Below are 25,018 nucleotides of genomic sequence, written 5' to 3'. Positions count from 1 at the left end.
TGGATGGGTACCGGCTCTGACCACAATCCCGTCGCCGGAGGGCGAACGCAGTCCGCTTTGTCCGGTGAACTGCGCTGCTTAGCAAGGTTGAGCACGGTGGGTCGCCATCGCGACCGCCGCATGACCCGGAAGGGCGACCCTCAATGACGACGGTCGGCCGACATGGTTCGCGCCGGTGAAGGGACGCGACTTCACCCTGCTGTGGAGCGCGTCGGCGGCCTCGCAGATGGGCAGCATGTGCCTGTCCGCGGCCAATCCCCTGCTGGCGCTGCTGCTGACGCACTCGCCCGTCGTCGCGGGCTGGGTCGGGGCCGCGAGCACCATCCCGGCCCTGCTGATGCACCTTCCCGCGGGCTGGCTCGTCGATCGCTGCGATCGACGGCTGCTGATGTTCGCCGGGCAGCTCGGGCGGCTCACCGCCTGCTCGCTGCCCGTCTGCGCCATCGTGTTCGACAGCCATCCGACCGTCCTGCTGATCCTGGGCGCGTTCTTCGAGGGGATCTTCCACGTCCTCTACAACGCGGCCGAGGTCACCGCGGTGCAGCGCGTGGTCGACTCGGCGGAACTGCCGTCGGCGCTCGCCACCAACGAGGCGCGCCGCCATCTCGCGGTCATGGCCGGCAAGCCGCTCGGCGGGTTCCTCTTCAGCCTTGAGAAGTCCTTCCCGTACCTGGTGAGCGCGCTGTCGGCGCTGTGTTCGATATTCGCGCTGTTCGCGATGACGAGAAAGGACTTCCAGCCCCGCCGCGCCAGTGGTCCCCCCACCGGGAAACGGGGTGCGGCGCCCGGCACGTCCTTTCTCGGCAGTCTGCGGGTCGTCCTCCTCAGTCCCTTCCTCCGCACGGTGATCGTCGTCTGCGCGATCGGCAATTTCCTGTTCCAGACCGTCCTGCTGCTGCTGGTGGTGCAGGCGGAGGAGCAGCACATGTCCAGCACGAAGATCGGTCTGCTGCTGGCGACCTCCGGCGTCGGCGGGCTCGTCGGCTCGGTCGTGGCGCCCAAGGCCGGGCGGCGGATGCGCGAAGAATCGATCATCAAGCTCTGCGTGATGGCCTGGGCGGTGCTCATCCTGGTCGTGGCGCTCACCGGGCATCCGGTCGTCGGCCTGATCGCCTGGGGCTGCCTCAGCGTCACCGGCGGCTTCCTGAACGTGGCGGTCGTCAAGCACCAGACCACCGCGGTCCCCGAGCACCTGCTGGGCCAGGTGATGGGGATCAACCGCTTCGTCACGAGCGGAGCCGTCCCGCTCGGGGCGCTCAGCGCCGGATACCTCATCGCCGAACTCCGCCCCGAGGCCACGGCCTGGGTCGTCCTCGCGGCCATGGTGCCCGTGGTCGCCGCCGTGCCGTACCTGTTCCACCCCAGCAGGCTGCTCCCGGCCGCGGCGGTCGCCCACCTCAGGAAGATGATCCCGGCGGCGCGGTACCCGGCGGCCGTCACCGCGGCGCCGGTCGAGGAAGCGGCGGATTCCGTCCCGGCCTATTGACGTTTGTGTCATCAGACCTTGACCGGCTCGCGGGCGGCCGTGGTAAACCTCGGTTGACCAGCACGCGGACCGAAGGCGACAACGCATGTCCGAACCCACCGGGGACTGGAAACCGAACGGGCTGTGCTCACTCTTCGCCTGCGACATCGCCTCGTTCGGCGACCCGTCGCGCAGCGATCTCGACCGCCAGAGCGTGCGGAGGGCGCTCTACCGGGGTCTGCGCGCGAGCTTCGACGGCGAGGGGATCGGCCTGCCGGCCTGCTACCGGGAGGACCGGGGCGACGGCGCCCTGGTCGCCGTCCCCCCGACCATCGACACGGCGCGGCTGCTGTCCTCGCTGGCCGACCGGCTGCGCGCGGAGGTGCGGCGGCACAACGACGTCTCGAGCGCGACGGCGCGCATGCAGCTCCGGCTGGCCGTGCACACGGGAGTCGCCCACTCCGACGACGACGGCCTCGTCGGGACGGCGGTCAATCACCTCTTCCGGTTGCTGGAGGCCGACCAGCTGCGGCGGGCGCTGCGGGGAACCGGCGCCGAACTGGCGCTGATCACCTCCGCGCGCGTCCACGAGGACGTCGTCCAGCACGGCCTCGGAATGGTCGACCCCGGCGAGTACGTGCGGATCGACGTCCGCGTGAAGGAGACGGTCACGCCCGCCTGGATCCGGATTCCCGGGCTGCGGTCATCGATCCGTCCCGTCCCGGACGCGCCGCGCGCGGTCACGACCGCGCGGGTCGTCCCGCCGGCCGAGCCGACGCTGCCCGGCCCGCCGCCCCCGCCCGCGATCACCGTCGTGGAGCGGCCGAGCCCGCTGGAGACGGTGCTGGATCTCGCGATGGCCGTCCGGCAGCTGCGCGGCCGCCGGTCGCGCGACCAGATCGTCGCGGAACTGCCGCTCGCCGTGGCCACGTCCGTCCGGGAGCGGCGCGCCGACGACGACCGGACCGACATGTCCGCCATCGTGAGCACATGCCGGGCCCATCCGCAGGGGCTGCGCGAACTGGTGCGCGCCGTCCGGCAGTTCGCCGGCGACTCGCCCCAGGTCGCCGACTTCACCCGGTCGGTCGAGGCGCTGAGGCAGGCGTAGGGTGTCGCCGCATCCGCTGGAGGCCGGCGATCCCCCGAGCATCGGCGAGTACCGGGTGACCGCGCGGCTGGGCTCGGGCGGCCAGGGCGTCGTCTACCTGGCGGCCGGGCCGGGCGGCGGAGAGGTGGCGATCAAGCGGCTGCATCCCTGGTTCAGCGGCACCGCCCACGGCCGGCGGCTGTTCGCCAGGGAGATCAAGTCGGCCGAACGGGTGAAGGGGTACACCGCCCGGGTGCTGGACTCCGGAGAGCAGGGCGGCAGGCCCTATGTCGTGAGCGAGTACATCCCCGGCGAATCCATCCTGGACCGGGTCGGCCGGGCGGGGCCCTACGACGCGGACGAGGTGCCGGCACTCGCCCGGGGGACCGCCGAGGCGCTGGCGGCGATCCATGCCGCCGGCCTGGTGCACTGCGACTTCAAACCGGGCAACGTGCTGACGGGGCCGGACGGCGTCCGGGTCGTCGACTTCGGCATCGCGCGTGCGCTGGACACGATCGTCCACCGCGACCAGGAGATGCGGGGCACGCCCGCCTACATGGCGCCCGAGCAGATCACCGGCGGCCCCATGGGGCCGCACACCGACGTCTTCGCGTGGGGCGCGACGATCGCGTTCGCGGCGACCGGCGGGCCGCCGTTCGGGTTCGGCGAAGAGTACGGCCACGGCGTCATGTACCGGATCGTCAACGAGCAGCCCGCGCTGGACGGCGTCCCGGAGCCCCTCCGCGGCATCATCGCGCTCTGCCTGCTGAAGGACGCGGCCGAACGGCCCAGCGCGTCCGGCGTGGTGGAGTTGCTCGGCCGCGGGACGGCGCCCGTCCCGCGGCTCGCCGGCGCCCCGGCCGGCGAACCGCTGGCCGGCCACACGAAGACCGTGACGTGCGTCGGTTCCGGGCGGGCCGGCGACCGTCCGGTCGCCGTCAGCGGCGGCGACGACCGGACGGCGCGGGTATGGGATCTGCGCACCCGGCGCCAGACCGGCCCGCCTCTCCCGCACGACGACGTGGTGCTGACGGTCGCGTGCGGGCAATTGCGCGGCACGCCGATCGCCGTGACCGGCTGCCAGGACCATTCGCTCTACCTGTGGGACGTGCGGAGCGGCGAACGCATCGGCCGGATGCAGGGCCATACCGGCGCCGTCGTCTCCGCCGCGGTCTGCACGCTGGACGGGGAGCCCGTCGCGGTCAGCGTCAGCGAGGACCGCTCCGTCCGGCTGTGGGACCTCGCGGGACGCCGCCAGATCGGCGCGCCGCTCGTCCGCAACAACAGCGTCATGTCCGTGGCGTGCGGAGAGCTCGAAGGTCGCGCGGTGGCGGTCGTCGGCGGCGCGTGGGACCAGTCCCTGCGGGTCCTCGATCTGGTGGACCGGCGTCCGGCCGGGCGGCCTCTCACCGGCCACACCAACTCGGTGATGTCGGTGGCCTGGGGCGCCGTCGCGGGACGGCCCATCGCCATCACCGGCGGATACGACCGCACCGTCCGCGTCTGGGACCTCACGACGCGGCGCGAGACGGGACGGCCGCTGACCCACACGAGCGCGGTCATGTCGGTCGCGTTCGGCATGCGCGGCGCCGAGCCGATCGTCCTCACCAGCGGCGCCGACCGCGCGGTCCGCGTATGGAGCCTCACCACCCGCGACGAGGTCGGCGACCCGCTCCCCACCGAGAGGACGTCCACGGGCCCGGCCCTCCCGATCGCCTTCGGCCACATCGACGACCAGCCGATCGCCGTCACCGGCAACCCGGACTCGACCATCGGCCTCTGGACCCTCGCCACCCCGCCACCACAACCCACCCGCACCGAGTAAGCCGCCCGCGACCAGGCGCCGCTTCAGCCGACGCTGAGAGCCCAGTCAGCCCTGGTCAGTGCAATTTCAGCACCATCAGCGGAGCACCGTGCCCCTGGAAGGTCACCACCCAGGATCGAACTCGCTCGCCTTCACCCGCCGAGCGAACACCCGCCACTCGGCGACACCGAACGCCAGCGTCGGGCCGTCCGGATCCTTGGAATCCCGCACCGCGATCTCAGGAGCTTGAGCCGCGACCTCCACGCAGTTGCCACCCTGGCCCCCGCTGTAGCTGCTCTTCCGCCACCGGACGCCCGACGTGCTCACAGCTAGCCCTCCTGGTCGAACTCGCTCGCCTTCGCCCGGCGAGCGAACGCCCGCCACTCGGCCGCACCGAACGCCAACCTGGGGCCGTCCGGATCCTTGGAATCCCGCACCGCGACCGCAAGAGCAAGCGCCGCCACCTCCACACACTCACCCCCATGCTGATCGCTGTGGCTACTCTTCCGCCACCGGACGCCCGACGCGCTCACAGCTAGCCCTCCTGGTCGAACTCGCTTGCCTTCACCCGGCGCGCGAACGCCCGCCACTCGGCGGCAGCGAACGCCAACCTGGGACCCTCCGGATCCTTGGAATCCCGCAGCGCAACTGCAGAGACGAGCGCCGCGACCTCCACGCAATCACCGCCTTGGCCCCCGCTGTAGCTGCTCTTCCGCCACTGGGCGCCCGACGCGCTCACAGCTAACCCTCTTAGTCGAACTCGCTCGCCTTCACCCGGCGCGCGAACGCCCGCCACTCAGCCGCACCGAACGCCAGCCTCGGCCCGCCCGGATCCTTGGAATCACGCACCGCGATCCCAGGGGCGAGAAGCGCGACCTCCACGCACTCGCCCCCTTGAGGACCGCTGTAGCTGCTCTTGCGCCACCGGACGTCCGCTTGCTTCGAGATGCTCATAGCTGCCCCATCGCATTTTGGATCATGGCCAGTGACTCCTCAACGGAGAGCGTATGGCCTTGGACTAGGTCCCAGGTTACGGCTTGCAGTGCGACCCTGTCGCGCTGCTCTAGCAGTATCCCCTCTCCAGAAGATTCCGTGTAGGCGACTTCTGAGCCCTCCGCCAAGCGGAGGATGGTGAAACTTCCTGTTAGGCCGACATGGAATCCTGCACTGAATGGAACGACCTGAAGTTGAGTTCTCTTTCGTTGCCCCACCTCGAGCAGGTAGCCGAACTGCTCGCGCATAACCTCCTTGCCGCCTACGTTTCGACGGATAACGCCCTCGTCCAAAATGAGGAAGGTGTGAGGAGGTTCGTCACGATCGAAGATCAACTTTCGCTCCATACGCTCAGCGACAACTCTTGAGGTCGCCGACCCCATCAGGGAACTGATGACCGTGGCGGCGTACGCCTCGGTCTGAAAGAGGCCGCTGATCAGGTTGGTGCTGAAGACGCGGAGGTGACTAGCCGTCTTCTCGTAGCCGAGGTATTCCGGGAATCCTGGGGGCAGGGCGGCGAGGTGGCGGGTTTCGTTGATGCGTTCCAGCAGGCGCAGGAACAGGCCGTCCGTCTTGAAGAAGGTGTCGAGGGCGGCGGCGTACTCGTCGGACGGCAGGTTTTTGCGTAGTTCGACCTGGCCGACGTAGGAGTCGGCGAAGCCGAGTTTCTCGGCGAGTTCTTTCTTGGTGAGGCCGGCTTGCGTGCGGCGGAACTCGACTTCCTTTGCGAACGTGACGATGGCGGGGGCTTCGTAGGGCTCTGACTTCGCGGGCATCTCGACCTCCGGGGGACTGCACCCGGGGGGCGGGTGCGATCGATCTTGCCTGTGGTGCATTGCAGGTGGTGCTCGGTCCACTCCTCAGCGTATCCGAGCGTGTGAGTGTGGTCACACGAAATCGGTGAGCGAGCAGAGGTGCCAGATGGATGTGCGAGAGCGGGACGAGCGGGAGCTGGGGCGGCTGCGGGACGACTTCGGCGGTTGGCGGATCTGGCGGGCCGTGAAGCAGGACGGCCGGCTGGGCGAATGGGTCGCCAGCCTGCACGACCCCAGCGCGGGCGTCGAGCCGACGCTGATGTTCCCCACCGCGCCCCTGCTGCGCAAGGCGCTGCTCCGGCAAGCCGAGCGGGCGCGAGTCCGGATCCGCTGATGCGCGCGGCGGTGGCGCGTCCGCCATCGCCTTACGAACGCGACGCGGCCGGTGGACGTCCCCCCGGGCTCACCGGCCGCGCCGTCCGCCAGAAGAAAGGTGAAGTCATGGCTGTTCTCACCACCCGGCGCAACGACCGGCGCACCCACCTGGACGCGTTGCGGGCGGCCGTGGAAGCCCGGCGCGAGCTGGCGTGCGAAGTCGTCGTGCGGCGGGGAGTCGCGTGGGTGAGCGTCGCCGGGTCGTCGCAGGCGAGGGTCGAGGTCGGGTGCGACTACCTCCGGTCGGGGTGGTGGTTCACCTGGGCGGACGGGCGGCTGATCGCGCCGGTGCGCGACGTCCAGTGCGTCGTAGATCGGCTCGTCGACGGATTGGGTGACGGCTGAGCACCGGCAAGAACGGGGCGGCCCTGCTGCTAGGCCCTGCTGCTAAGCCGTCCGGGTCAGTGGGTGAGGGGTGTTCGGTGCGTCATGCGGATCACCGTGGACGCGGTGTTACGGCTCGCCTGCCCATTGGCCGAGGTCTTCGACGGCGCGGGTCGCGGGCGGGCTGAGCAGCGGCCGCCACGTGGCGAACAGGTCGGCCAAGGCCCGGCCATGCGCGGCGCGGAGTTCGGCGGACGCTGTCAGCACATCGACTTCGTTGGCGACGGTGAGTTCGGCGAAATCCCGGCGATCCGCCTGTGGCGGACGGAGCACGGCCCCGGCGAAACGGTCGGTGAAGGGACCGTCGGCCGAGGCCAGATGCGGATAGGAACTGCGGCGATCGCAGCTCGCGTACAGGTAGACCAGCCGTTCGGCTTCCGTTCCGACGACGTCGATCAGTTCGCCGCGCCGCCGGGGATCGCCGAGGGCCGTGCCGAATCCGTCGGTGCCGTAGAAGGCGTGGCACAGGCCCGCCAGACGGAGTTCGGGCCGCGCTCCCCACTCGCCGAGCATCGCGTGCACGCGCCGCAAATGGGCGAGCAGCGTGCCGCCCGGATGCTCGACCCGGTCCGCCCCTCTGGTCAGCAGAAGCTCGGCGGCCGCAGCGTCGGTCTTCATGCCCGCCCGCCCCTTCTCGTCGCGGAAGTCGTCCTTAAGCGCGGTACTCAGCCTGGGGCCGAGCCGCACTCCAGTCAATTCTTCGATTTCCTTGCGAAGCTCTAAGAAATAGCTTGGGGCCCCGTCATCCGACCTGGAAGCCGAGAACGATCGATCGGTCGGGCTCCGACAGGTACTGGCTGTAGATCTGGACCTGGCCCAACTTCGGCGAGCCCTCGGTCGTAACGGTGAACTCGCAGCCGGGGTTCTCCTCGCACATGCTCTTGGGACCGTCGAAGTTCACCGATTTAACGTTGGGCTGTGCCCGCAACCAGTTGACGACGGCGGTGACCATGCCGTCCACATCGCAGTCGTTGCGCGAGAAGGTGGCATCGTCGCACAGTTCCGACTCGACGTATGCCTTGCCCCCCTCATTGGACCGGTCGATCCGCGCCACCTTGCCGGGGACCGACGTCATTCTTTTCGCCAGCCGCTTGTTCGCTTCGAAGCGCGCGTTCTCCTGGTCCTTGCGGGCTTCCCGCCACTGGTCTTCGATGAACGCCGCCGCGACCGCCGCGAGGCCGAGCGCGAGGACGGCGGCCACCGCGGCGAGCGCCCAGCGGACGGCCTTCCTTCCGCGAAGGCGCGCCGGGCGCGGAGACGGCTCCGGCGGCTGGACGACGGTCGGCTGCGCGCCAGGCGGGTCCTGGACGAGCGCGGTGAGCCGGGCGTGCAGGTCGTCGGCGGTCGGACGTTGCGACGGAGCACAGTGCAGCAGCGCTCTGAGCACCGGTTCCAGCAGGCCGGCGCGCACTGGCGGCGCGGGGTCCTCGGTGGCGATGGCGACGAAGATCGCCCCCGTGCCCGCGCCCCCGAACGGAGGACGTCCCTCCACCGCGGTGTAGAGCGTCGCTCCCAGCGACCACAGGTCGGAGGCGGCCGACGCCTCTTCGCCGCGCACCTGCTCGGGCGACATGTAGGCGGGGGTGCCCAGGACCGCGCCCGTCGCGGTCAGGGTCGCATCGCCCTCGACGGCGGCGATCCCGAAGTCGGTCAGGACGACGCGGTCGTCCTCCAGCAGGACGTTGGCGGGCTTGATGTCGCGATGCGTGATGCCCGCCCGATGCGCGGTCCGCAGAGCGTCCAGCACCCGCAGTCCGATCTGCGCGACCCGGCCGGGCGGCAGCGGCCCCTCGGCCTTGAGCAGGTCGTCCAGGGAACGGCCGCGCACCAGTTCCATGATGATCCAGGGCCGCCCGTCCGCGCCGGTGACGCGGTCGTGCACGGTGACGATCCCCGGGTGCCTGAGCCGGGCGGCGGCGCGGGCCTCCCGGTCGAGCCGGGCGATCCAGGTCTGCCGCCCGGCGTCGTCCAGGTGCTCGGGGAGGCGCAGTTCCTTGACCGCCACCTCGCGGTCGAGGTTCTCGTCGTGGGCGCGCCAGACGGCGCCCATGCCGCCGCGGCCCAGCAGGGAGACCAGCCGGTACCGGCCCGCCAGCACCTGCGTCTCCGGCCGCGGGCCGTCCTGCCTCAGCGGCTCCACCGGCGGCTCCCCTCACAGGAACATTCGTGTCCGAGTGACCTGGGTTGAGATCATCTCAAACGCCGGAGGCTCCGGAGGCCATGAGCGTCCGGCCCGGTCAGGCGATCCGGTCGATGATCAGCGGGTGGAGGGCCGGGGCCCCTCCCTCCTCGATCTCGTAGGCGCCGTCCAGGGACTCCAGGGCGCGGGCGAAGCGGGCCTCGTCGTCGGCGTACAGGGTGAGGAGGGGCCCGCCCTCGCTGACCGTGTCGCCCGGCTTCGCGTGGCAGACGACGCCCGCGCCGAACGACACCGGGTCCTCCTTGCGGGCGCGTCCCGCGCCGAGGCGCCAGGCGGCGACGCCCACCCCGTAGGCGTCCAGCCTGGTCAGGACGCCCGAGGACGGGGCCCTGACCACGTGCGTCTCGCGGGCGGTCGGCAGCGGGGCGTCCGGGTCGCCGCCCTGGGCGATGATCATGCGGCGCCAGACGTCCATGGCGGAGCCGTCCTTCAGCGCGTCCGCCGGGTCCTTCGCGGTGAGCCCGGCGGCGGCGAGCATCTCGCGGGCCAGGGTCAGCGTCAGCTCGACCACGTCGGACGGGCCGCCGCCCGCCAGCACCTCGACCGACTCCGCGACCTCGACGGCGTTGCCGACCGCGTTGCCCAGCGGACGGTCCATGGCGGTCAGCAGCGCGACCGTGCGCAGCCCGTGGTCGGTGCCGATCGCGACCATCGTCTCGGCCAGTTCGCGGGCGTCCTCCGCCGTCTTCATGAACGCGCCGGAGCCGACCTTGACGTCCAGGACGAGCGCCCCCGTCCCCTCCGCGATCTTCTTCGACATGATCGAGGACGCGATCAGCGGGATCGACTCCACCGTCCCGGTCACGTCGCGCAGCGCGTAGAGCTTGCGGTCGGCGGGGGCCAGCCCGCCGCCCGCCGCGCAGATCACCGCGCCCGCGCCGCGCAGGACGTCCAGCATCTCCGCGTTCGACAGCGACGCCTTCCAGCCCGGGATCGACTCCAGCTTGTCGAGCGTGCCGCCCGTGTGGCCGAGACCGCGCCCCGACAGCTGCGGGACGGCCGCGCCGCACGCCGCCACCAGCGGCGCCAGCGGCAGCGTGATCTTGTCGCCGACGCCGCCCGTGGAGTGCTTGTCGGTGGTCGGACGGTCCAGCCCCGACCAGTCCATCCGCTCGCCGGAGCGGATCATCGCCTCCGTCCAGCGCGTCACCTCGGCCCGCGTCATGCCGTTCAGCAGGATCGCCATCGCCAGCGCCGACATCTGCTCCTCGGCGATCGCGCCGCGGGTGTAGGCGTCGACCGCCCAGTCGATCTGGTCATGGCTCAGCACGCCGCCGTCGCGCTTGGCGCGGATGACGTCAATGGCGTCCACGGATCACGCTCTCTCGATCAAATCGTCGGGGCCGAAGGCGTCCGGCAGGACGTCCGTCATGGGCCGGATGCCGCGGACGGTCTCCAGCAGCATGGGCGCGCCGCCGTGCTCCCAGAGGAGCTGGCGGCAGCGCCCGCACGGCATCACCGGGTCGCCGTGCTTGTCGACGACCGACACCGCGACGAGGCGCGGCCGCTCCGCCTTGCCGGGGCCGTGCAGCGCCGACACGAGCGAGCACTCGGCGCACAGCCCGACCCCGTACGAGGCGTTCTCGACGTTGCATCCGGTGATGATCCGGCCGTCGTCCACCAGCGCGGCGGCGCCGACCGGGAAACCGGAGTACGGGCAGTACGCGCGCGTCATCGCCTCCCGCGCGGCGTCGCGCAGGACGGGCCAGTCGATCTCCATGCCTTTATCGTGCCTCACCGCGGCGGTACTGGAGCCCGTTGGCGGCGGGCATGCGGAGGCGCTGGCTGGCCAGGGCCAGGACGAGCAGCGTCGTCAGGTGCGGCGTGAAGGAGACCAGCTCGCCGGGGACGACCTCGCTCAGCAGGAACCAGGTGAGCAGCCCGGCCGCCGCGACCAGCGACAGCACGGCGCCCAGGTAGGCGTTGCGGACCTCGCGGCGGCCCAGGTCCGTGACGACCTCGGCGCGCAGCCGGTTCGCGCGCAGCGCCTGCCAGACCGCGACGCCGATCAGCAGGACCGCCACGAACAGCAGCAGCGCGTGGACGGCCCCTCCGCCGCCGCGCACGTTCATCGCGTCGGTGTAGCCGAACAGCAGCGAGCCCGCGGCCAGCCCGCCCGGACGCCAGTTGCCGAAGATCATGGCGGCGAGGCCGATGAAGCCGCGGCCGTTGGTCTGGCCGTCCTGGTAGAGCGGGGCGGCGACGGTGACGAGGAACGCGCCGGCGAGGCCGGAGAACGCGCCCGAGATGACCACGGCGGCGTACTTCATCCGGTACACCTGCACGCCGAGCGACTCGGCGGCGTACGGGTCCTCGCCGCAGGAGCGGATCCGGAGCCCGAACGGCGTCCGCCACAGGATCAGGAAGCTCAGCGGGACGAGCAGCAGCGCCACCAGCGTCAGGAGCGACATGTCGCTGGTCAGCCCGCGCACGATGCCCGCGATGTCGGACAGCAGGAACCAGTGGCGGCCCTCCAGCGAGCCGAGCCAGTCGGGGCTCTGCCAATCGCCGATCTTGCCGCCGGACAGCCCCGGCAACGTCAGCGTCGCTATCGGATCGACCGGCGGCGACTGCCGGGGCCCGCCGCCCAGCGCCTTCGCCTCCCCCTTGTCGAAGATCAGCCCGGCGAGGAACTGCGTCAGCCCCAGCCCCAGGATGTTGATCGCGACACCGGACACGATGTGGTCGACGCCGAACGACACCGTCGCGATGGCGTGCAGCAGCCCGCCGAGCGCGCCGCCGATGATCCCGGCGAGGACGCCGATCCACGGCCCCCACTGGTACCCGGCCCAGGCGCCCGTCCAGGTGCCGAGGATCATCATGCCCTCGAGGCCGATGTTGATCACGCCGGACCGCTCGGACCAGAGCCCGCCGAGACCGGCCAGGAAGATCGGCACGGCGAGGCGCAGCGCGGCGCTGACCGTCCCGCTGGACGTCACCGGCTCCGCGTCGTCGATCACCCGGACGAGCGACAGCAGCACCAGCAGCCCGGAGGCGATCAGCAGGTAGTGCGGCCAGCGCAGCCGGAACTTGCCGTTCGCGGCCTTCGCGGCGGCGGCCGCCGCCGTGGTCACGGCGCTCATGAGGCGCTCCCAGCGGCCTCGCGGGCCAGGTCGTGGCCGGTGGCCAGCTCGGCGGCGACGGCCCGCTGCTGCAACGCGATCTCCCAGCGCCGGACGAGCTCGTACACGATGACGACGGTCAGCACGACCACGCCCTGCATGACGCCGACGATCTCCTTCGGCACGTCGACCTCCTGGAGCACGTCGGAGGTCTGGTCGAGGAAGGCGAACAGCAGCGCGGCGAGCGCGATGCCGGCCGGATGGTTGCGGCCGAGCAGCGCCACCGTGATGCCGGTGAAGCCGAGCCCGGCCGGGAAGTTCAGCGAATACTCGTACGACGCGCCGAGCAGCTCCGGCATGCCGATCAGGCCGGCCACCACGCCGGACGCGACCATGGTGTAGACGACCATGCGGCGCGCGTTGACGCCGCTGGCCTGCGCGGCGGACGCCGACAGCCCCGACACCTTCAGGTCGAAGCCGAACCGGGTGTAGTTGATGACGACCCAGAACACGATCCCGACGAGGATCGCGAGGGGCAGCAGCCCGTACACGTCGCCGGGCAGGTCGATCCCCATCGAGGACAGGAGGCCGTTCAGCGGCCCGACCCGTCCCGACTCGGGGATCTGCGAGGTCGCGACGTTGTTGCTGCCCGGCCGCACCTCGGCGAGCCGCTTGTCGTTCAGCAGGTAGGCGATGACGCCCGTCGCGATCGCGTTCAGCATGATCGTGGACAGCACCTCGCTGACCCCGCGGGTCACCTTCAGCACGCCCGCGATGGCGGCCCACAGCCCGCCGACCACCATCGCGGCGATGATCACCAGCAGCTGCCCGAACGGGGCGGGCAGGGTGATCGCGCCGCCGAGCGCGGCGGCGAGGAACGCGGCGATCCGGTACTGGCCGTCCACGCCGATGTTCAGCAGCGCCATCCGGAAGCCGATCGCGACCGCGACCGCCGACAGGTAGTAGCGGGTCGCGCGGTTGACGATGTCGACGATCGAGTTCTCGGTGGTGCCGTAGTCGATCATGCTCTGGATCGAGCTGATCGGGTCGGCGCCGGTGACCCGCAGCAGGATCATCGTGATGCCGAGCGAGATCAGCAGCGCCAGCACCGGCGCGCCGATCTTCAGCCCGAGCCCGGTCGGGCCCATCCCGCGCAGGATCGCCTTCCAGGACGGCACCGTCTCCGGCCGCACCGGACCGGGCGCGTCCCCACCGGGCGCGTCGCCGTCGGGTGCGTCGGCGGGCGTTCTCGCCGCCTGCTCCGGCTCCTCTGGACGCTCCGGCCGCTCCGGCTTTTTCGAGCCCTCCGGGTCCTTCGGGTCCTTCGGGTCCTTCGGGTCCTTCGGGTCGGTCATGAGGTGCCGCCCGCACCGGTCATGGCGGAGCCGAGCTCCTCGGGGGTGACGGTCCGCGGATCGACCTCCGCGACCAGCCGCCCCCGCAGGATCACGTGCAGGGTGTCGGACATTCCGATGAGTTCCTCAAGGTCGGCGCTGATCAGCAGCACGGCCAGCCCGTCCGCGCGGGCCTGCCGCAGGTACTCCCAGATGGCGGCCTGGGCGCCGACGTCGATGCCGCGCGTCGGATGCGCGGCGATCAGCAGGCGCGGGTCGCCGGACATCTCCCGCCCGACGATGAGCTTCTGCTGGTTGCCGCCCGACAGCGCCGCGGCGGGCACCTCGATGCCCGGCGTCCGGACGTCGTACTCGCGGACGATCCGGGTCGTGTCGCGGCGGGCGCCGCGCCGGTCGGTCCACGGGCCGCGGACGTTCGGCTTCTGCGTCTGGTGGCCCAGCATCCGGTTCTCCCAGAGCGACGCCTCCAGCACGAGCCCGTGCCGGTGCCGGTCCTCCGGGATGTAGGCGATGCCGGCCTCGCGGCGCCGCCGCGTCGCCCAGTGGGTGATGTCGCCGCCGCCGTAGACGATCGTCCCGGCGTCCGCGTGCCGGATGCCCATGATCGCCTCGATGAGCTCGCTCTGCCCGTTGCCCTCGACGCCGGCCAGCCCGACGATCTCGCCGCGGCGGATGCGCAGCGACACGTCGTCCACCACGGGACGGCCCTCGCCGGTGAGCACCGTCAGCCCGCCGATCTCCAGCTGGACGTCGTCGGTGACGGTCGACTCGCGCAGCTCGGGGGTCGGCAGCTCCGATCCGACCATCAGCTCGGCCAGCCGCCGGGACGTGACCTCCCGCGGGTCGAGCCGGGTCGCGACGGTGGTCCCGCGCCGGATCACCGAGATGGTGTCGGCGACGGTCAGCACCTCGTCCAGCTTGTGCGAGATGAACAGCACGGTGAGGCCCTCGGCGCGCAGCTCCCGCAGGTTGCCGAACAGCTCGTCGACCTCCTGCGGGACGAGCACGGCCGTCGGCTCGTCCAGGATCAGCACGCGGGCGCCCCGGTACAGCACCTTGAGGATCTCCACGCGCTGCCGCTCGCCGACGCCGAGGTTCTCCACCAGGGTGTCCGGGTCGACGCGGAGGCCGTACGCCTGCGACATCTCCGTGATCTTGGCGCGGGCGGCGGCGAAGTCGATGCGGCCGCGCCGCCAGCCCTTGGCGCGGGGCTCGGCGCCGAGGACCACGTTCTCCAGCACGGTCAGGTTGTCGGCCAGCTTGAAGTGCTGGTGGACCATGCCGATGCCGCGGCCGATCGCGTCCGCGGGGGTCCGGAAGGAGACCTCCTCGCCGCCGACCTCGATGGCGCCCTCGTCCGGCTTCTGCATGCCGTAGAGGATCTTCATCAGGGTGGACTTGCCGGCGCCGTTCTCGCCGCAGAGCGCGTGCACCTCGCCGCGCTCGATGACGAGGTTGATGTCGCGGTTGGCCACCACACCGGGGAACCGCTTGGTGATCGATGTCAGCCGCACGGCCGGCACCTGGTCAGGCACGAGTGCCCCTCCTCCTGCCTCGAACGTGCTGTGTACAGGGCGGACGTACCGCCGCACCGGGAGCCGCCCGTCCAGGCGGCTCCCGGTGCGCGGTCGCGGGCCGGACGGACCGGCCCCACGTCACGAGTGCGGGGCGTCCCCGCACTCCCGGACCGCCGGATCAGGCCTTCGTCGGGACCTTGATCTCGCCGCTGACGATCTTGGCCTTCAGCTCGTCCAGCTTGGCCTTGACGTCGTCGACGTTGCCGCCGGACGTGGAGTAGCCGACCCCGTCGTTGCTGAGGTCGTAGGTCTGGGTGCCGGCCTTGAACGAGCCGTCCGCGACGCTCTCCACGAAGTCGAACACCGACACGTCCACGTGCTTCACCATCGAGGTGAGGATGTGCTGCTTCACCCCGGCGACCGCGGGCTGGTTGTACTGGTCGGAGTCGACGCCGATGGCCCACTTGCCGGCCGCGCCGACGGTCTTGATGACGCCGATGCCGGCGCCGCCCGCGGCGTGGTAGATGACGTCCGCGCCCGCGTCGAGCTGGCCCTTGGCGGCCTCGTTGCCGAGGCTGGTGTCCTTGAAGCCGTTGAAGTTCGGCGGCTGCGTCAGGTACTTCGCCGGCAGGATCTTGATGCCCGGCTTGGCGGCCTTCGCGCCCGCCTCGTAGCCGGCCTGGAACTTGTGGATCAGCGGCACGTTGACGCCGCCGATGAAGCCGATCGTGCCGGACTTGGACTTCAGCGCCGCGGCCGCGCCGACCAGGAAGGAGCCCTGCTCCTCGGCGAAGCAGGCGCCGCTGACGTTCGTGCCGTCGACCTTGCACTGGTCGGCGTCGACGACGAGGAACTTGGTGTTCGGGAAGTCCTTGGCGACCTTGACGATCGAGGTGGTGTAGGCGAAGCCGACCCCGATGATCGGGTTGTAGCCCTTGTTGGCGAGCAGCCGCAGGCGGGACTCCTTGTCGGAGTCCGGCTCGTCCGGCTTGGCCGAGATCTCCTCGGTCTGGACGCTCAGGTCCTTCTTCGCCTTGTCCAGGCCCGCGGCGGCCGAGTCGTTGAAGGACTGGTCACCGCGGCCGCCGATGTCGAAGGCCAGGCCGATCTTGAGGGCCTTCTTGCCGCCCCCGTCGGCCCCGTCACCGGTGTCCGCCTTCTTGCCACCGCATGCGGAAGCGCTGAGCAGCAGCGCCGCACCCGTCACGGTGACGAGCGAAGTCTTCAATCCACGGCGCAAGGTAGCGCTCCTTCCGTTCCCCACCCACGGTCGGCGACCGATCCGGTCACCGAAATCGATCGGACGCTACCTCGCGATTGGGGGCAAACCTCACGCCTGCACCGATTCGCAATGCGTCCGTTACCAATGCGTACGCATATCGCCACAGGTCAGCGGTGGCGTCGGCGCCGTGGCCGGGCCCGCCGACGTGCCGCGATACGCGGACGCCGGCGGGGAACGAAAGATCACGCTGAGTGATCGGGGGACGGGTCAGGCCAACACGGGGTCAGGCCAGCGCGGCGCCCTCGATCGGCTCGGCGTCGCCGGGCCGTCCGCCCTCCCAGAGCGCGGTCAGCGCGGTGGCGCTCAGCACCCGCAGGCCGACCGCGATGCACCGCTCGTCGACGTCGAAGTCGCCGCGGTGCAGGTCGTACTCGCCGGACGAGCCGGGGGTGCGGACGCCGAGCCGGGCGAGCGCGCCGGGGATCGACTCCAGGTACCAGCCGAAGTCCTCGCCGCCGAGGCTCTGCGGGGTCGGGACGACGCCCTCCTCGTCCATGACCTGGGCGGCGGCGTCGCGGAACATCTGCACGCTGGCCGCCTCGTTCACGGTCGGCGGGACGCCCCGGATGTACTCCAGGGACGCCTCCACGTCGTAGGCGGCGGCGACCGACTGGAGCAGCGCCTTCATCATCTCCGGCGCGCGGTGCCACGCCTCGTCGTCCAGGCAGCGGACGGTGCCCTCGGCGATCCCGTCGTCGGGGATGGCGTTGGCGACGGACCCGGCCGAGACGCGCCCCCACACCAGCGACAGGCTGGAGCGCGGGTCGACGCGCCGGGACAGCGCTGACGGCAGCTCGGTGACGATCTTGGCGAGCGCGTACACCAGGTCGGCGGTCAGGTGCGGCCGGGCGGTGTGCCCGCCGGGGCCGGTGACCTTCACGTACACCTTGTCGCAGGCCGCGGTGATCGGGCCGGTGCGCAGGCCCAGCTGGCCGACCTCGATGCGCGGGTCGCAGTGCAGCGCGAACGCGCGGTCCACGCCCGCGATGCCGCCGGCGGCCATCACGTCCAGCGCGCCGCCGGGGGTCTCCTCGGCGGGCTGGAACAGCAGCCGGACCCGGCCCGGCAGCAGCCCGGCCTCGGCCTGCTGCGCCAGGAACAGGCCCGCGCCCAGCACCATCGTGGTGTGGACGTCGTGGCCGCACGCGTGCGCGACGCCCTGGACCGTCGAGCGGTACGGGACGTCCTCCTTCTCGTCCTGGAGCGGGAGGGCGTCAATGTCGGCGCGCAGGGCGACCGTGGTGCCGTCGGCGGGGCCGATGTCGCAGAACAGGCCGGTGCCCTTGGGCAGGATGACCGGGTCGAGGCCCGCGGCGCGCAGCCGCTCGGCGATCTTGGCGGTGGTCCGGTGCTCGGCGTAGCCCAGCTCGGGGTGGGCGTGCAGGTCGCGGCGGAACTCGATCAGCTCGTCCTCGTGCGCGGCGAGGAACGCGTCGAGCTGCGGCTGCAGGACGGCGCCGCCGAGGACCGCGGGCACGGCCGGATGGCCCGCGCCGGGGGCCGCCCCTGCGGGCCCGGGCACGGCGGATGCCGCGGCCCCGTTGAGGCGGGCGGCGGCGCTGCCGGCGGCCCGGTCGACGGGGTCCGCGGCGGCGGGTGGTTCAAGCCCGGGCATCACCCCGGGTCCCGGATGTGTCATCTGCGCCCCCTGCGCGACGGCGGAGCCGAACGGCGCCCGCCCGGTGGTGTTCTCGTTCTCGGGAACGTTCTTTGCCTCTGCGAACTGTTCGCTCTGCGGCGGTTCCGGGTTCACGGCCCGGTCCGCGGGACCGGCCCGGTGCGCGCCCGCCGCCCGGTCTGCGGGGCGGGCCGTCCGCCGCTGCGGCCTCTCACGCTCCGGCATGTACGACCTCCCCCAGTGTGACGAACCGGTCCTCCGCGAGCTCGGTGATCGCCGCGTCGACGATGTGCTCCAGCGTGCCGCCCTCGGCGCGGATCGCGCGCTGCCGCTCGTACGGGGCCCCGTGCTCCAGTACCTCGCCGGCCACCTTGAGCTCCTCCGCGCAGCCGAGCCGGTCGGCGACCGGCTCCAGCTCCCTGACCAGCTCGTACAGGTCGTCGCGGAGCGGCGCGGTGCTGCCGCTGTCGTCGGTGATGACGATCGCGTCGAGCCCGTACCTGGTCGCGCGCCACTTGTTGTCACGCACCACCCAGGCGGCCGGTCTCGGCAGCGTGTAGCCGCGGTCGAGCTGCTGTTCGAACAGCGTGACCAGGCTCTGGCACAGCGCCGCGGCCATGCCCACCTCACGCATGGTGGGGATGCCGTCGAACATCCTGATCTCGATCGTCCCGAAGTCGGGATGCGGGCGGATGTCCCACCAGACGTCCTTGATGCTCCTTATGGTTCCCGAACGCATCAGCGTGTCCATGTAATCCTCGAAGGCCCCCCAGTCGTCCAACAGGTGGGGAGGTCCGGCCGTGGGCATCTGGCCGAAGACGATCGCCCTGCAGGACGCGAGGCCGGTGTCACCGGCACTCCAGAACGGGCTGGACGCCGTGAGCGCCAGGAAGTGCGGAAGGTAGGACGAGAGCGCGTTGACGATCGGGATCGCCTTGGCGCCGTCGGAGATGCCGACGTGCACGTGAACGCCGAACGTCTGGATGCGCCGGGCCAGCCACTGCATCTCCTCGACGAGCTGGGCGTAGCGGCCCATCGGGGCCGTCACCGCGTCCCGCCAGTCGCTGATCGGGTGGGTGCCCGTGCAGGCCAGCGTGATGCCGCGTTCGGCGGCGGCGCCGCGCAGCGCGGTGAGCGTCCCGGAGAGGTCGGCCTTGGCCTCCCCCACGGTGTCGCAGATGCCGGTCACGACCTCGACCATCGACTCCATCAGCTCGTGCCGGACGCGCGGGTTGTCGCCGTCCAGGCTGAGCGCGGGCAGCGCGGCGAGCACCTCGCGTGCGTCCTGCCGCAGGTGCCTGGTCTCCGCATCGATGAGCTGGATCTCCCACTCGACGCCGAGCGTCGCGCCCTTCGATGCGTTGAAGTCAATGGCCACGGCCAACCTCCGTCCACAATCCTTGCAGGTCGTTGCGTGGCACGTGGCGCAATTCAGCCAGCGGGTCCCTAAGCCTGGACAAACGCCGGTCCAGGTCACGTGTTCGCTCCATGATGGCGCTCGTGCCCGCCACCCTGCCGGATGTCCATGCCCTTCGTGGGTCAATTGACTCATGCGGGCGGGGGGCGGACGTCCGGGCGTCCTACTTTTCGGTCATCGATCTTGGCCCGGACACCACTAGATCGAACTAGTCAGTCCGTCCCAAATTACCGTCCATGACGGACTGTAACCAATCCTTGGTGTCCCTTACGTACCGTCATATCACGTCTGTACCGTGCGTCGCGTCCGTCCCGTGCTTGCCATGTTCGAGGTCGGGTACCCCTTCGCCGGATACGTCGCCTAGTCTTCGGGGGAGTCATGGGCGTTGGGCGCCTGCGCGTCGGGAGCGATCGGGCTCCCACCGGAAAGAGGAGCGTCGAGAGCTTGCGAGCCGAGCGACGAGGGCCGGCAGGCGTCCGCCGCGCCCTGACGGTGATCACGATTCCGGTCACGGCCGCCGCGGTCGCGGCCGGCCCCGTCCTGGTGGCGGCACCGGCCGCCGCCGCGCCCCCCGGCGCGGCGCCGCCCGCCGAGACCGTCGGGGGGCCGCAGCTCGCCGGCCGGGGGACCATCGTCAACGCGGCGCCCGGCGTCCCGGCGCTGCCCAAGATCAAGGCGTCCTCCTACCTGATCGCGGACGCCGACACCGGCCAGGTCCTCGCCGCCAAGGACCCGCACGGCCGCTACCTCCCGGCCAGCACGATCAAGACGCTGACCGCGCTGACGCTGGTCCCCAAGCTGGACCCGAACCGGCTCGTCCGGCCCTCGCAGAAGGCGTGCGACGTCGAGGGCACCAAGGTCGGGCTGACGCCCAAGATGAAGTACAAGGTCTCCGAGCTGTTCCACGCGATGCTCATGATGTCGGCCAACGACGCGGCGTTCACCCTCGCCGAGGCGGACGGCGGCGTGCAGAAGACCCTCGCCGACATGAACGCCGAGGCCAGGCGGATCAACGCCCGCGACACCCTCGCCGCGTCGCCGAACGGGCTCGACCGCGACCTCGGGCTGAACGTCCGGACCCAGCACACCTCGGCGTACGACCTGGCGCTGATCCTGCGCGAGGGCATGAAGAACCCGCAGTACCGCGCGTACATGCAGGCCATCGACTTCAAGTTCCCCGCGCCGCCGACCAAGAAGCAGCGCAAGAAGGGCCTGAAGGTCGGCGGGTACCCGATCCACACGCACAACCACATGCTGGCGGGCGAGCGGCAGGCGTACCCGGGCATGGTCGGCGGCAAGAACGGCTACACGATCGCCGCGCAGCAGACGTTCGTCGCCGAGGCCCGGCGCGGCGGGCACACGATCGTGATCTCGCTGATGCGGGCGGACCGGCCGCCGTCCCCGTACGCGGCCAAGCTGCTGGACTGGGGCTTCGCCGCGCGCGGCAAGGTGCAGCCGGTGGGGACGCTCGTCCCGCCCGGCGAGGTGAAGCAGGCCGCGAAGGACCGCGACTCCGGCGGCGTGCTGCCGGACGCGCCGCTCGCCTCGGACGACTCGTCCCGCAGGTGGCTGCTGTTCGGCGGCGGCGCGGCCGGCGCGCTGCTCGCGATCACCGCGCTGTTCGTGGTGCTGCGGCGCCGGCGCCGCCTGGAGGCCGCCCGCTCCTTCCGCGACACCCGCCGGTAGGCCGGGCGGGCGCGGCGGCCGGACGGCACGGCGGGTCAGCGGCTCAGGTGAGCGGACGAGGCCCCCCGATCACGGGCGGGCCCGTCGTCCTCCCGCGGCCCCCGGACGGCGTCGCCGGTCTCCTCGCCGGTCTCCGGGCCGTTCTCCGCGCGTTCCCGGAGGGCCTCGACCTCCGCCTCGTCCGCGCAGTTCTCCGGGTTCGCGGCGTCGGCGGTGAGGACGACGCGGCGGGTCGCCGTCCACGCGGCGGCGAACAGCGCGAACCGGGACGCGATGTTGATCCACACCATCAGCCCGACCAGGACGGCGAACGTGCCGTAGACCGGGTTCGCCGTCGTCCGGCCGAGCAGGATCGTCGCGCTCTGCTTGAGGACCTCGAAGCCGACGGCGCCGAACAGCGCGCCCCGGATGATCCGCCGCCACGGCGCCCGGGTGCCCGACAGCCGGCTGAACAGCACCAGGAACACCACGGTGTCGAACACGATCGCGCAGGCCAGCGACAGCAGCCGCAGCCCCGTCCCGGCCCCGGGGACGTCCTCCAGCCCGAGCCACCCGAGGACGGTGTGCGTGGCGGACGTCGTGACCGCCGTGACCGCCATGCCGCAGATGAGGATCACGCCGAGGAACACCAGCACGGCGGCGTCCCACAGCCGCATCAGGATGAAGTTGCCGCCGCCGCCCGGCTCGTTGCCCCAGATGTCGCGCAGGGACTCGCGCAGCACCTGCACCCAGCCGAGCCCGGTGAACAGCAGCGCGACCAGGCCGAGGACCCCGACGGCCGTCTTGGACTGGGCGATCTCCTCGACCTGGAGCTGGCCCGCGAGGCCGGGCAGCTGCGAGTTGATCGCCCGGACGAAGTAGTCGCGGGCCTGCGCGCTGACGCCGACGAGGTAGCCGAGCAGCGAGTACGCGAGCGCCAGCAGCGGGAAGAACGACAGGAACGCGTAGCAGGTGAGCGCGGCGGCGAGCCGGTCGCCGCGGCGCTCCTGGTACCGCTCGAACGCGCGGGCCTGGTGGTCGAACCACCGCGAGCGCTCCCGCGCGCCGCGCAGCAGGTCCCTGCCCGAGCCGAGGAGGGACTCGATCCGCCCCTGCACCCCGTTGATCACCTGCCGCATCTACGCAACGTACCCGCGCGGGACGGCTCGATGCCGCAATCGGTAATCACTTGTTCAACGCAGCGTCCACGGGCGCACGGATGGCGCGTCAGGGCCGGCTTCCGGGGGCGGGGACGGCGCCGTCGCCGAACAGGTAGTCGCGCTGGCGGCGCCACACGCCGTCCAGCCCGTGCTCGTAGAGGGAGAACCCCCACGCCTCGAAGTCGGCGCCGTACCCGGCGAGCTCCTTGAACGCGCGGTCCATGACGTCGTCGGGCAGGTGGTGGGCGATGGTCACGTGCGGGTGGTACGGGAACGGCAGCGGCCGGGCCAGCGGACCCGACAGAACCTTCTCCTGGACGCGTTCGCAGCCGCCGATCCCCTCGGCGAGCGCCACGAACACCACCGGGGAGACGGGCCGGAACGTTCCGCTGCCGCGCAACCTGATCGGGAACGGGCGCTCGGTGCGCGCGACCCCGACCAGATGCCGCCGGATGCCGTCCAGCGCGGCCTCGTCCACCTCGGTCGGCGGCAGCAGCGTGATGTGCGTCGGGATCGCGTGCGCGAGCGGGTCGCCGAACGAGGCGCGCCTGGCCTGCAGGAACGAGCCGTGCGGGTCGGGGATCGGGATGGCGACGCCGATGGCGCGGCGGCCCGGCGCGGTCGTGGCCGGCATGCCCCCGACCATCGTGGTCTCGGCCGCGGACGGGGCCTCCCCCTGGCCCCCCGCGGCGGCGTCGTGTGGTGGGCGGTCAGCGACCACGTCCCACGAATCCCACCCGTTCGCGCACCGTCTCCATCGTCCGCACGGCGACCGCCGAGGCGCGCTCGGCGCCGCGGGCGAGCAGCCGGTCGAGGTGCTCCTCGTCGTCCAGCAGCTTGCGGGTGCGCTCCCTGATCGGCGTGAACGTGTCGAGGACGACCTGCGCGAGGTCCTTCTTGAACTGCCCGTAGCCGGACCCCGCGTAGCGGGCCTCCAGATCGGGGACGGACGTGCCCTCCAGCGCGGAGTAGATCCGCAGCAGGTTGGTGACGCCGGCCTTCTTGTCCTCGTCGTAGACGACCTCGGAGCCGGTGTCGGTGACCGCGCGCATGATCTTCTTGCGCATCGGGCCGGGCTCCTCCAGCACGTCGATGATCCCCTGCGGGGAGGACGCCGACTTGCTCATCTTCGCGTCCGGCTCCTGCAAGTCGGTGATCTTCGCGGCGCCCTCGGGGATGTGCGCGTCCGGGAGCACGAACGTGTCGCCGAACCGGTGGTTGAACCGCTGCGCGAGCGTGCGGGTCAGCTCCAGGTGCTGGCGCTGGTCCTCGCCGACGGGGACCCGCAGCGGACGCCCGCGCTCGGCCGGGTCGGGCGTGTAGAGCAGGATGTCGGCGGCCTGCAGGACCGGGTAGGTGAACAGGCCGACGCTCGTCCCGCCCGTGCCCTGCTTGGACGACTTGTCCTTGAACTGGGTCATGCGGCCCGCCTCGCCGAACCCGGTGAGGCAGCCGAGGACCCACGCGAGCTCGGTGTGCTCGGGGACGTGGCTCTGCACGAAGACGGTGGCGCGGTCGGGGTCGAGGCCCATCGCGAACAGCTGCGCGACGGCGACCTTGGTGCGGCGGCGCAGCAGCGCGGGGTCGTGCTCGATCGTGATGGCGTGCAGGTCGACCACGCAGTAGAAGGCGTCGTGGGTGTCCTGCATGGAGACCCACTGCCGGAGCGCGCCCAGATAGTTGCCGAGGTGGAACGAGTCGGCGGTGGGCTGGATGCCGGACAGCACGCGCGGCTCGGCCGCGGTGGTTCCGGCGTCGGACGCTTCGGGGCTGGGCGCTTCGGGCATCTGCACGGACCGATTCTCTCAGGTGTCACGGGACGCTCCGCCGCCGGCGGGCTGCCCGCTCGGGGAGCCGACGGCGGCCGTCGCCGGGCACCGCCCGCGGGGTCGCGGGCGGCGTGCCGGGCGGCACCGGGACGGCCTGCGGCGACGCGCGCGGCATGACGCGCACGCGGGCCACCCGCCGGCCGTCCATCCGGGCCACCGCGAGGCGGCGGCCCCCGGCCTCCACCGAGTCGCCCTCGGCGGGCACCCGGCGCAGCACGGCCATGATGTGCCCGGCGACCGTCTCGTACGGCCCGTCGGGCAGCCGGATGCCGGTCTCGGCGGCGAAGTCGTCCAGGTTGAGCAGGCCGTCGACCTCGACCACCCCGCCGTGCAGGCGGCGTGCCTGCGCGTCCTGCACATCATATTCGTCGCGGATGTCCCCGATGAGCTCCTCCAGGAGGTCCTCCAGCGTGACGATGCCCGCGACGCCGCCGTACTCGTCCATGACGATCGCCAGGTGGCAGCCCTCCCGGCGCATCTCCGACAGCGCCGGCAGTACCCGCTTGGAGGGCGGCAGGAACTTCACCGGACGCACAAGATCGCCCACCGGGGCGTTCTTCCCGGGCGCGTCCGGACTCTCGGGGACATCGGGGGCGAGCAGGTCACGGATGTGGACGAACCCAACCACCTCGTCGTGTGAGTCGCGGCAGACGGGGAACCGTGAGTGCGGGCTGCGCGCGGCGAGCCGGGCGGCGTCGTCCAGCGAGAGCGCCACGTCCAGGAACACCACCTCGGTGCGCGGCACGAGCACCTCGCGCAGCGGCCGCTCACCCGCCGCGAACACCTCCCCGATGAGCGTCCGCTCGTCCGCGGTGAGCTGGGTGTTCTCCGCCACGAGCGCGCGCATCCGCTCGGCGGTGATCTCCTCGCGCAGCGCGTCCGGGTCGCCGCCGGACAGCCGCACGACGAGGTTCGCCGAGCGCGACAGCAGCCACACCAGCGGCCGCGCCGGGCCCGCCGGCGGCCGAGGCGGCGTCCGGTCCATGCGTT

General features: G+C 71.7%; 25 protein-coding genes. 6 read left to right on the top strand and 19 right to left on the bottom strand.

From position 1 onward, the window contains the following. Positions 1–175 precede the first annotated feature (175 nt). The 3 genes from ACA511_RS07065 to ACA511_RS07055 all read left to right on the top strand — a co-directional run bounded on the left by ACA511_RS07065 (position 176) and on the right by ACA511_RS07055 (position 4,377). Positions 176–1,486 carry an MFS transporter gene (locus tag ACA511_RS07065; RefSeq protein WP_375023235.1) on the top strand — a complete coding sequence of 437 codons (1,311 nt, stop codon included), beginning with the start codon at positions 176–178 and terminating at the stop codon, positions 1,484–1,486. Between the two features lie 85 nt (positions 1,487–1,571). Continuing rightward, complete coding sequence (locus ACA511_RS07060; RefSeq protein WP_375023234.1) at positions 1,572–2,573, top strand: hypothetical protein; 1,002 nt, start codon at positions 1,572–1,574, stop codon at positions 2,571–2,573. Position 2,574: 1 nt separating this feature from the next. Next, positions 2,575–4,377 (top strand): protein kinase, encoded by a 1,803-nt coding sequence (locus ACA511_RS07055; RefSeq protein WP_375023233.1) that lies wholly within the window; start codon positions 2,575–2,577, stop codon positions 4,375–4,377. A gap of 102 nt (positions 4,378–4,479) precedes the next feature. On the opposite strand, the gene ACA511_RS07050 is transcribed toward ACA511_RS07055, so the two are convergent. The 5 genes from ACA511_RS07050 to ACA511_RS07030 are packed head-to-tail and all read right to left on the bottom strand — an operon-like array spanning position 4,480 to position 6,125. Continuing rightward, positions 4,480–4,683 (bottom strand): DUF397 domain-containing protein, encoded by a 204-nt coding sequence (locus ACA511_RS07050; RefSeq protein ID WP_375023232.1) that lies wholly within the window; start codon positions 4,681–4,683, stop codon positions 4,480–4,482. A 2-nt stretch (positions 4,684–4,685) separates the two neighbouring features. Then, positions 4,686–4,889: a DUF397 domain-containing protein gene (locus tag ACA511_RS07045; protein ID WP_375023231.1), complete on the bottom strand. Its 204-nt coding sequence runs from the start codon at positions 4,887–4,889 to the stop codon at positions 4,686–4,688. A 2-nt stretch (positions 4,890–4,891) separates the two neighbouring features. Further along, positions 4,892–5,095 carry a DUF397 domain-containing protein gene (locus ACA511_RS07040; RefSeq protein WP_375023230.1) on the bottom strand — a complete coding sequence of 68 codons (204 nt, stop codon included), beginning with the start codon at positions 5,093–5,095 and terminating at the stop codon, positions 4,892–4,894. A gap of 11 nt (positions 5,096–5,106) precedes the next feature. Then, positions 5,107–5,310: a DUF397 domain-containing protein gene (locus ACA511_RS07035; protein ID WP_375023229.1), complete on the bottom strand. Its 204-nt coding sequence runs from the start codon at positions 5,308–5,310 to the stop codon at positions 5,107–5,109. Beyond that, complete coding sequence (locus ACA511_RS07030; protein ID WP_375023228.1) at positions 5,307–6,125, bottom strand: Scr1 family TA system antitoxin-like transcriptional regulator; 819 nt, start codon at positions 6,123–6,125, stop codon at positions 5,307–5,309. The genes ACA511_RS07035 and ACA511_RS07030 overlap by 4 nt, the downstream gene beginning before the upstream one ends. 145 nt (positions 6,126–6,270) lie before the next feature. Here ACA511_RS07030 and ACA511_RS07025 point away from each other — a divergent pair, with 145 nt between their 5' ends. Further along, on the top strand, positions 6,271–6,498 hold the full coding sequence (locus ACA511_RS07025) for a hypothetical protein (RefSeq protein ID WP_375023227.1): 228 nt from the start codon (positions 6,271–6,273) through the stop codon (positions 6,496–6,498). A 107-nt stretch (positions 6,499–6,605) separates the two neighbouring features. Continuing rightward, on the top strand, positions 6,606–6,884 hold the full coding sequence (locus ACA511_RS07020; protein WP_375023226.1) for a hypothetical protein: 279 nt from the start codon (positions 6,606–6,608) through the stop codon (positions 6,882–6,884). Between the two features lie 108 nt (positions 6,885–6,992). On the opposite strand, the gene ACA511_RS07015 is transcribed toward ACA511_RS07020, so the two are convergent. From ACA511_RS07015 to ACA511_RS06970, 10 genes are all read right to left on the bottom strand, one after another. Next, positions 6,993–7,541: a DUF6817 domain-containing protein gene (locus ACA511_RS07015; protein WP_375023225.1), complete on the bottom strand. Its 549-nt coding sequence runs from the start codon at positions 7,539–7,541 to the stop codon at positions 6,993–6,995. 124 nt (positions 7,542–7,665) lie between these two features. After that, positions 7,666–9,063, bottom strand: coding sequence for a serine/threonine-protein kinase (locus tag ACA511_RS07010; protein ID WP_375023224.1), 1,398 nt, complete (start codon positions 9,061–9,063; stop codon positions 7,666–7,668). 97 nt (positions 9,064–9,160) lie between these two features. After that, positions 9,161–10,435: a thymidine phosphorylase gene (locus ACA511_RS07005; protein WP_375023223.1), complete on the bottom strand. Its 1,275-nt coding sequence runs from the start codon at positions 10,433–10,435 to the stop codon at positions 9,161–9,163. A gap of 3 nt (positions 10,436–10,438) precedes the next feature. Further along, a complete protein-coding gene (locus ACA511_RS07000) occupies positions 10,439–10,843 on the bottom strand; it encodes a cytidine deaminase (RefSeq protein WP_375023222.1) in 405 nt (134 codons plus the stop codon). 4 nt (positions 10,844–10,847) lie between these two features. Beyond that, positions 10,848–12,206 (bottom strand): ABC transporter permease, encoded by a 1,359-nt coding sequence (locus ACA511_RS06995; protein ID WP_375023221.1) that lies wholly within the window; start codon positions 12,204–12,206, stop codon positions 10,848–10,850. Then, positions 12,203–13,540: an ABC transporter permease gene (locus ACA511_RS06990; RefSeq protein ID WP_375023220.1), complete on the bottom strand. Its 1,338-nt coding sequence runs from the start codon at positions 13,538–13,540 to the stop codon at positions 12,203–12,205. The genes ACA511_RS06995 and ACA511_RS06990 overlap by 4 nt, the downstream gene beginning before the upstream one ends. Next, complete coding sequence (locus ACA511_RS06985; protein WP_375023219.1) at positions 13,537–15,075, bottom strand: ABC transporter ATP-binding protein; 1,539 nt, start codon at positions 15,073–15,075, stop codon at positions 13,537–13,539. The genes ACA511_RS06990 and ACA511_RS06985 overlap by 4 nt, the downstream gene beginning before the upstream one ends. Before the next feature lie 160 nt (positions 15,076–15,235). Continuing rightward, positions 15,236–16,285, bottom strand: a complete 1,050-nt coding sequence (locus ACA511_RS06980; RefSeq protein WP_375023218.1) for a BMP family protein — start codon at positions 16,283–16,285, stop codon at positions 15,236–15,238. Between the two features lie 277 nt (positions 16,286–16,562). Continuing rightward, a complete protein-coding gene (locus ACA511_RS06975) occupies positions 16,563–17,978 on the bottom strand; it encodes an amidohydrolase (RefSeq protein WP_375024695.1) in 1,416 nt (471 codons plus the stop codon). A gap of 190 nt (positions 17,979–18,168) precedes the next feature. Beyond that, positions 18,169–19,335: a glutamate--cysteine ligase gene (locus ACA511_RS06970; protein ID WP_375023217.1), complete on the bottom strand. Its 1,167-nt coding sequence runs from the start codon at positions 19,333–19,335 to the stop codon at positions 18,169–18,171. Between the two features lie 483 nt (positions 19,336–19,818). Between ACA511_RS06970 and ACA511_RS06965 the strand changes: the two genes are divergently transcribed. Continuing rightward, complete coding sequence (locus ACA511_RS06965; RefSeq protein ID WP_375023216.1) at positions 19,819–21,060, top strand: D-alanyl-D-alanine carboxypeptidase family protein; 1,242 nt, start codon at positions 19,819–19,821, stop codon at positions 21,058–21,060. A gap of 35 nt (positions 21,061–21,095) precedes the next feature. On the opposite strand, the gene ACA511_RS06960 is transcribed toward ACA511_RS06965, so the two are convergent. The 4 genes from ACA511_RS06960 to ACA511_RS06945 all read right to left on the bottom strand — a co-directional run bounded on the left by ACA511_RS06960 (position 21,096) and on the right by ACA511_RS06945 (position 25,013). Next, entirely contained in the window at positions 21,096–22,178 is a 1,083-nt protein-coding gene (locus ACA511_RS06960) for a YihY/virulence factor BrkB family protein (protein ID WP_375023215.1), read from the bottom strand. Between the two features lie 88 nt (positions 22,179–22,266). Beyond that, positions 22,267–22,833 carry a 2'-5' RNA ligase family protein gene (locus ACA511_RS06955; RefSeq protein WP_375023214.1) on the bottom strand — a complete coding sequence of 189 codons (567 nt, stop codon included), beginning with the start codon at positions 22,831–22,833 and terminating at the stop codon, positions 22,267–22,269. 76 nt (positions 22,834–22,909) lie between these two features. Next, complete coding sequence (gene trpS / locus ACA511_RS06950; RefSeq protein ID WP_375024694.1) at positions 22,910–23,986, bottom strand: tryptophan--tRNA ligase; 1,077 nt, start codon at positions 23,984–23,986, stop codon at positions 22,910–22,912. Between the two features lie 25 nt (positions 23,987–24,011). Then, positions 24,012–25,013 (bottom strand): hemolysin family protein, encoded by a 1,002-nt coding sequence (locus ACA511_RS06945; RefSeq protein ID WP_375023213.1) that lies wholly within the window; start codon positions 25,011–25,013, stop codon positions 24,012–24,014. Positions 25,014–25,018: the final 5 nt, after the last annotated feature.

It is taken from the genome of Actinomadura sp. GTD37, from assembly GCF_041951365.1.
Lineage (GTDB): Bacteria > Actinomycetota > Actinomycetes > Streptosporangiales > Streptosporangiaceae > Spirillospora.
The sequence above is the reverse complement of the archived record's forward strand: the minus strand, read 5'-3'. Positions and strand labels throughout refer to the sequence as shown.